The organism is Luteitalea sp., from assembly GCF_044337415.1.
Lineage (GTDB): Bacteria > Acidobacteriota > Vicinamibacteria > Vicinamibacterales > Vicinamibacteraceae > Luteitalea.
Map to the genome: position 1 here is coordinate 1 of NZ_JBIINP010000213.1, position 6447 is coordinate 6447.

Genomic DNA, 6447 nt, shown 5'->3' on the forward strand with positions numbered 1-6447 from the left:
CGCGCCGCATGCGCATCACGAGCGACTCGATGTCGAACGGGTCGCGGCCGATGATGTGCCGCGACGCCGCCTGCGCGTAGGCCTCGAGTGCGTGCGGGTGGTTCGGGATGCGCGACTCGCCCAGCCCGGTGAGGCCCTCGTCGGTGTTGACGCGGCAGATGGTGAAGTTGCGCCACTCGGTGCCGACGAGGAACGTCTCGATGTGCGTGACCTTCATCAGCGCCTCTCCGCGGGGATGCCCGGCGCCTTCGGGTCGCCGACGGGCGACATGATCGGCGCTGACGCCCCGCCGACCAGCCGTTCGAGCAGCGCGAGTCCGAGCTCCGCGCGACGCACGCGCTCACGCGCCATGTTGCTCGCGACCGTCTCGAGGTGCAGTCCCGACGGGTAGATGTCCGGGGCATTGCGCAGCCCGAACTTCACGTAGACCGGCGCCACCGACTCGATCAGCTGGGGAATCTCGTAGTGCCGGACGAACCCGCCGAAGCCGTCGGGGACCTCCACGTACACGTCGAGCGGGATGTCGGTGTGCTGCCGGATGGCCGCCAGGTGCGCCAGCGACAGGTCGGTCGGCACGTTGATCGTCGTGGCGCCCTCGTCGGCGAGCACGGCGACGGCCAGCGGGTTGGCCGCCGCGAGTTGCACGCTGATCTTGATCACGAGGTCGCTCGGCAGGTGCCCGGCCTGCTTGGCGAGATCGATGATCCGCAGCAGGCCCATGTCGGCAATCAGCACGCTCCGCACCCCGAGCGCCGTGGCCCGAATCACATCGTCGAGCGCATACCGCACCTGGTCCTGGCCACGGAGCTGCGCGCCGAGCGTGCGGCCTGCCGCCGACACGATGGTGGCGCCGGTGTCCCATGCGGCGCGCGGGCCGACGAAGAGCGACAGCTCCATGCGCTCGGCGCGACACATGTCGCACATCTCGAGAATCTCGGCGTCGGTGAGCAGCATGATGCCCGAGCCCTGCGACACGCGATGGATCGGGACGCGACGCGTCCTGGCCTCCTCGAGCACGGCGGCGAGCACGCGTGGGCCCTCGACGCTCGGGATCTCGACGCGGTACTGCCCGCCGTCGGGGAAGCGATGCGGCGAGGTCGGCAGATCGTGGGCGTCGGTGGTGGGCAGGTCGAGCGCCCGCAGCAGGCGGGCAGCGGCGGATTCGGGCACAGGCATGGATCAGGCTCGTGGATCGAGAAGGACCTTGATGGCCGGTTCGGTGCGGGCGTCGAGCATCGCGAGCGCAGCCTCGACGTCGCGCAGCGGCAGGCGATGCGTGACGAGCGGCGACGGATCGATGCGCCCCTCGTCGATGAGGCGCACCGCGCGGCCGAAGACGGCCGAGGGATACGCGAACACGGCCTCGAGGCGCGCGTCGCGGAAGACCAGGGGATCGAAGTTGCACGGCGTGGTGCGATCGGACCCGGCGATGCCGAGCACCGTGAGTCGACCGCCACGTGCGAGGACGTCGGCAGCGGCGACCTGCGCCAGCGGATGGCCCGCCGCCTCGATGACGACGTCTGCCCCGCCACCGATCATGTCGCGGATGCTGCGCGCGAGCTCGGATGCAGGGGCGCACACCGTGTGCGTGGCGCCGACGCGCCGTGCCACGTCGAGCGTCGTGTCGCGGACGTCGGCGACCACGAGCTGCGCCGGCGCGCACGCGGCCGCGCACGCAGCAGCGAGCAAGCCGATCGGACCGGCGCCGATGACCACGACGCGGTCCTCGCTGGTGATGGCGCTGCGCTCGACGGCGTGCAACGCGCATGCGGTCGGCTCGGCGAGGGCGCCGAGCGCCGTGTCCACGCGCTGCAGCGGATGACAGAGGTCGGCGCGCGCCGCCACGTACTCGCGATACCCCCCGTCGCGGGTGAAGCCGTATTCGTCGTAGTTGGCGCAGAGATGGGTACGACCGGCGCGGCACGGCGCGCACTGCCCGCAGAAGTGATGGCCTTCGACCACCACGCGCGTCCCCGTCGGCAGGTGCGGATGCGCGGCGGAGGTCTCCGCAACGACACCCGCCCACTCGTGGCCAGGCACCACCGGATACCGCGTGAAGGCGGCATCGCGCGTGCCCTTCACGAGCTCGAGGTCGGACCCGCAGATGCCGACGGCCTCGACCCGCACCAGGACCTCACCGGGACCGGGCGTGGGCACCGGGTCGTCAACGAGGCCGGCCGATCCGGGCCGCTCCACGCGATAGGCGCGCATGGAGCGGCATTATGTCGCACCGCAGGACGTCGCGCCCCGCCCGCGCGGCTCGGTCAGTGCGAAGACACGGTGCTCGGCGGTCCGAACAACTGCAGGTTCTGGATCGACCAGGGCGGCGCCGCGTCGGGCGAGGCCGTCTGCGTGATGCGCAGGAACCGCGCGGACACCGCCGGGAACGTGATGACCGTCGTGAGGCCACGCCCGCTGCCTTCCGCAATGGCAGGGCTCCAGGTGGCGCCATCGGCCGACGTCTGGACGACGTACTGCCGGGGGTAGCCGACGATGGTGACCGGCTGGCCGGTGACGTCGGGCTGAGGAGGGGCTGCCGCACGGGTGGCCCCACCGGCCACGCCTGGCGACGGGGCCGCCGGTGAACCGGCCCCCGCCGGTCCGGGCTGCGAGGGCGGAGGCCGCACGATCGCGGACGAGTCGAACTGCAGTTCGCTGACCAGCGTCGGCTCTGACAGGTCGACCTGGAACCACATGCCGGCCGCCTGCGGCACCAGCGACGTCCAGGCGCCGACGGCTGCGGTGAGGGCGCGTGCCGCCGTCTCGGACTCGTGACTCGCCGCCGCCACCCACGTCGGCTTCGGGGCAATCAGCTGTGGCACGACCGCTCGCAGTTCCTCGACCGTCCAGTTGCCCTGGCGTCCGCGGCTGGCGGCACGCACCCGTGCGACGTCGGCCGCGCTGATGAAGGCGGCGCGGTTGCCGAAGCTGTTGCGCACGAACGACGCGACATTGGCTATCCACTCGTCGCTCTGGTCGCCCATCGGCGCCATCACGCCGCCGGGGAACGTGGTGCCCTCGATCGGGCCGGTGAGCCCGTGCAGCAACGTGCGGATGGCGTAGTCCCGATGGCCGAGCAGGCGTGGCGATCCCGCGAGTGGCGGCGCCATCCGCGTACCGGCGGGCGCCCCCGCCAACGGCGCGCCCTTGCCGTCGGGGCCATGGCAGGCGTAGCAGAGCTCGTCGTAGACGGCCTCACCACGCTGCAGCGCCTCGCGCTGCGTGGCGGTGACGACACGGGACGTGAAGCCGGGCGGCACCGGCGGCCTGAGGATCTGGTCGCCGATCTCGCGCACGCCTCGGGTCGGGCGGGTCGCCTGCGCGGTCTTGACGATCGCGGCGAGGTCGGCCACCTTCCAGAGCTTCAGCGTGAGCATCGCCTGGATGACCACCGAGGTGTCCGGATCCTGGGTGAGCGCCCGCACGTCGGCGACGAAGGAAGTGTCGCCGGCGGTGAACAGCGACTCGCTGGCCCGCATCGCCTGGATGCGCATCTGCGGACTCGTGTCCTTCAACAACTCGCGCACGAGGTCGGGCTCGAGCGCGCCGAGGCCCTCGAGCGTCCACACCGCGTGGAAGCGCGCCACGAGCGCCGGCGCGGTCCGCGCTTTCTCCACCAGCGCCGGCACGACGCTGCGGTCCTGCCGCAGCACGAGCAGGCGCTGGGCCGTGTCTCGCCACCACCCGTTCTGGTGGTCGAGGTGTCCGACGAGGGCATCGACGCCCTCGGCAAGCATCCGCGGCCGCGTGAGGTCGGGCTGGTGGTCGTCGTGCACGAGCCGCCAGATGCGCCCGCGCCGCACGACCTTGTCGAACTGGTACTGCTCGATCTTCTTGCGCAGGTACGTGCCCGACTTCGTCCAGTTCGATTCCTGGATGATGCCGTGGTACATGTCCGCGACGAACACGGTCCCGTCGGGAGCGGTGGCGAGGTTCACGGGCCGGAACAACGGGTCGGTGCTGAGGACGAACTCCGAGCCCGGGTACGCATTGCGCAGTTGCGTGAGCCCGTCGGTGACGCTGATCTTCGCGCGGCGGATCAGGCGCCCGACAGGCTCTGCAAACAGCAGGTCGCCGCGCAGGTCATCCGGCATGCGATGGCCACGCACGATATCGGGGCCGCACGTCGCCGTGAAGTGGTTCAGCGTACCGATGGGGGTCCGCACGCGGGGCATGCCGCCCTGCACGTCCGCGTAGCCCAGGGCCACCGGCCATACCTCCTCGAAGCCGGGCTCGAACTGATCGCGCACCGAGAACGAGCCGTAGTGGATGGGCACCTGGAAGTTCATGGGGCCGCGCTCGCCGCCCGCGTCCACGAACCACATCTTTCCGGCATCGTCCTGCGTGAGCCCCCACTGGCCGCCGTTGCGACCGGTGGTCTCCTTGCGGATGCCCGACGGCGTCCAGCGGATGCGGAAGGCGTTGTAGGTGCTGTAGATCCAGTTGTCGAGGCCCCACACGAAGCCGCTCTGCTGGTGCTCGAGATTGCCGCGGCGGCCGACGCCGCTGTAGAAGAGCGTCTTGCGATCCGCGACGCCGTCGCCGTCGGTGTCGCGGTACTCGTACATGTCGTCGCTGTCGGTCTCCATCGTGACGATGCTGCCGTCGAGCGGGAGGATGAACCTGGGCAGCACGAGCTTGTCGATGAAGACCGTGTGGCGGTCGTAGGTACCGTCGCCCTTCGTGCTCTCGTGGAGGCTGATGCGGCTGACGGGCGCGTGCTGGTTCGTGCCATCCGCATCGGGCATGTAGCCGCGCATCTCCGCGACGTACAGGCGACCGTTGCCGTCGAAGGCGACCGCCACCGGGTTCTCGACCACCGGTTCGGCCAGCACGAGTTCCATGCGGTACCCGGGGGGCAGGATGAAGCGGCGTGCCTGCTCCGTCGGGCTCAACGCCTGCACCGGGGGCTTCGGCGAGAAGTCGGCGCCCGCATCCGGGTCGCGGCGCCCTCGGGGCGCCTGCGCGGTGAGCGTCAGGGTCGTCAGCAGCCCGAGGGCGGCGACGACCACCACGGCGACACCGCGGCGCGAGGCCTGCGGGGTCGGCCCCTTGAGTAACGACTGTTGCATGTGCCGCTATGGTAGCGCGCCGCACGCCCGGACCGAGCCCCGACCGAGCCCAGGCCTGCCCCCTCAGCGTGAGGCGTGCGCGGCGGGGCCGTCGTAGATCTTCTCGCCGGCGCGGATGGCCACCTTCAGCACGTTCTGCGACGGCGGCGTCGGGCACGTGGTGTACGGGTTGTAGGCGCAAGGCGGGTTGTAGGCGCGGTTGAAGTCGATCACGTAGCGGCCGTCTCCCGTGGGCTCGGCGTACACGTAGCGCGTGCCGTACGTCTCGCGCCCGAACGCCGCATCGCGGAAGATGACTTGCAGCCGCCCCTTGGCGGCCGTGAAGACCAGCACCCGCACCTTCCGACCGTCCCACGTGAATTCGAGTTGGCCGGGCGCCTGGTACGGCTCGGGGTCACCGAGGATGTTGCGCACCTCCACGGTCTTCGGCTCCTCGTACGGCTTGAGGGTCGCGACCACGCGCGCCGCCTCGGAGGTGGGGAACCACTTCGGCCCCTGGAACCCGATCCGGATCGGCGACTCGGGGTCGCGCACCCGCATCGCCAGTCGGGGGCCGCTCTCGTGGAGGTGGAACTCCACCTTGCCGACGCGCACCTTGTCGGGCGGCGTCGATGACTGGCCGGGCGCGCCACGCTCCGCCTTCTTCAGCACTGCCTCCGCGGGCGCGGGTTCGCCGTTCAGCTGCGCCTGGACGCCGGACTCGAGCCGCAACGTCGCGACACCGCCGGCGACCACGAGCGTGCCCACCTTCTCGGGGGCATGGCCGGCCGGCAACGGGATGTCGCTGCCCGGCGCGCTCCCGATCACGTACGTGCCGTCGGGGAGAAACGTGAGTCCGGCGACGCTGAGCCAGCCGTAGTCCTCGCGCAGGGTCTGTTCGTACTGCTGACGCCAGTCCTGCACGTCGGGCGGGTTGCCCGGAGGGAAGGCGCCAGCGGCGTCCTGGGCCAGCGACGGCGACGCGAGGAGCACGGCCGCGAGTGCGGCGATGGACAACGGACGGAACAGCGTCATGGAGCGATACCGTGGGCGCCCCCGGAAGAACCGGGCCTGGCGCCGGAACTCGCACGGCCTGGCCGGCGAGAATGTGAGCAACGCCTCACCGGCGAGGGCCGGCGGGGCAGCAGTGGGGACAGGCGGGAATCAACAACAACAACAGGCGCAGCGCCGGGCGGCGCTGGCGGCACTCATCGACGGCACGCGGAGCGAAGGCGTCGAGGTCATGAGTGGAAGGTAACGCGGGCCCCTGCGTCGGGCAAGGGCTATGACGCACCTGCGCCACAGCCGCGCCTGCGAGAGAATGTCATGTGCCTGCGTTGCTCGGCGACCTCCTCCCCACCCGGCGTGATGCCTCCGGCGACGACCTGCTGGGCCG

Annotated in this window: 4 protein-coding genes and 1 pseudogene; all 5 read right to left on the bottom strand. The window is 71.1% G+C overall.

What is annotated here, in order from left to right; genetic code table 11:
* A pseudogene (locus ACIRDX_RS19195) lies at nucleotides 1-217 on the bottom strand (mandelate racemase/muconate lactonizing enzyme family protein); the annotation flags it as partial.
* Nucleotides 217-1176 (bottom strand): U32 family peptidase, encoded by a 960-nt coding sequence (locus ACIRDX_RS19200; RefSeq protein WP_396627050.1) that lies wholly within the window; start codon nucleotides 1174-1176, stop codon nucleotides 217-219. The gene ACIRDX_RS19200 and the pseudogene ACIRDX_RS19195, both read right to left, overlap by 1 nt.
* A 3-nt stretch (nucleotides 1177-1179) precedes the next feature.
* Entirely contained in the window at nucleotides 1180-2211 is a 1032-nt protein-coding gene (locus tag ACIRDX_RS19205; protein WP_396627051.1) for a zinc-binding dehydrogenase, read from the bottom strand.
* Nucleotides 2212-2264: 53 nt separating this feature from the next.
* Nucleotides 2265-5072, bottom strand: a complete 2808-nt coding sequence (locus tag ACIRDX_RS19210; RefSeq protein WP_396627052.1) for a c-type cytochrome — start codon at nucleotides 5070-5072, stop codon at nucleotides 2265-2267.
* 63 nt (nucleotides 5073-5135) lie between these two features.
* A complete protein-coding gene (locus tag ACIRDX_RS19215; protein WP_396627053.1) occupies nucleotides 5136-6086 on the bottom strand; it encodes a DUF1684 domain-containing protein in 951 nt (316 codons plus the stop codon).
* Between the last annotated feature and the right edge of the window lie 361 nt (nucleotides 6087-6447).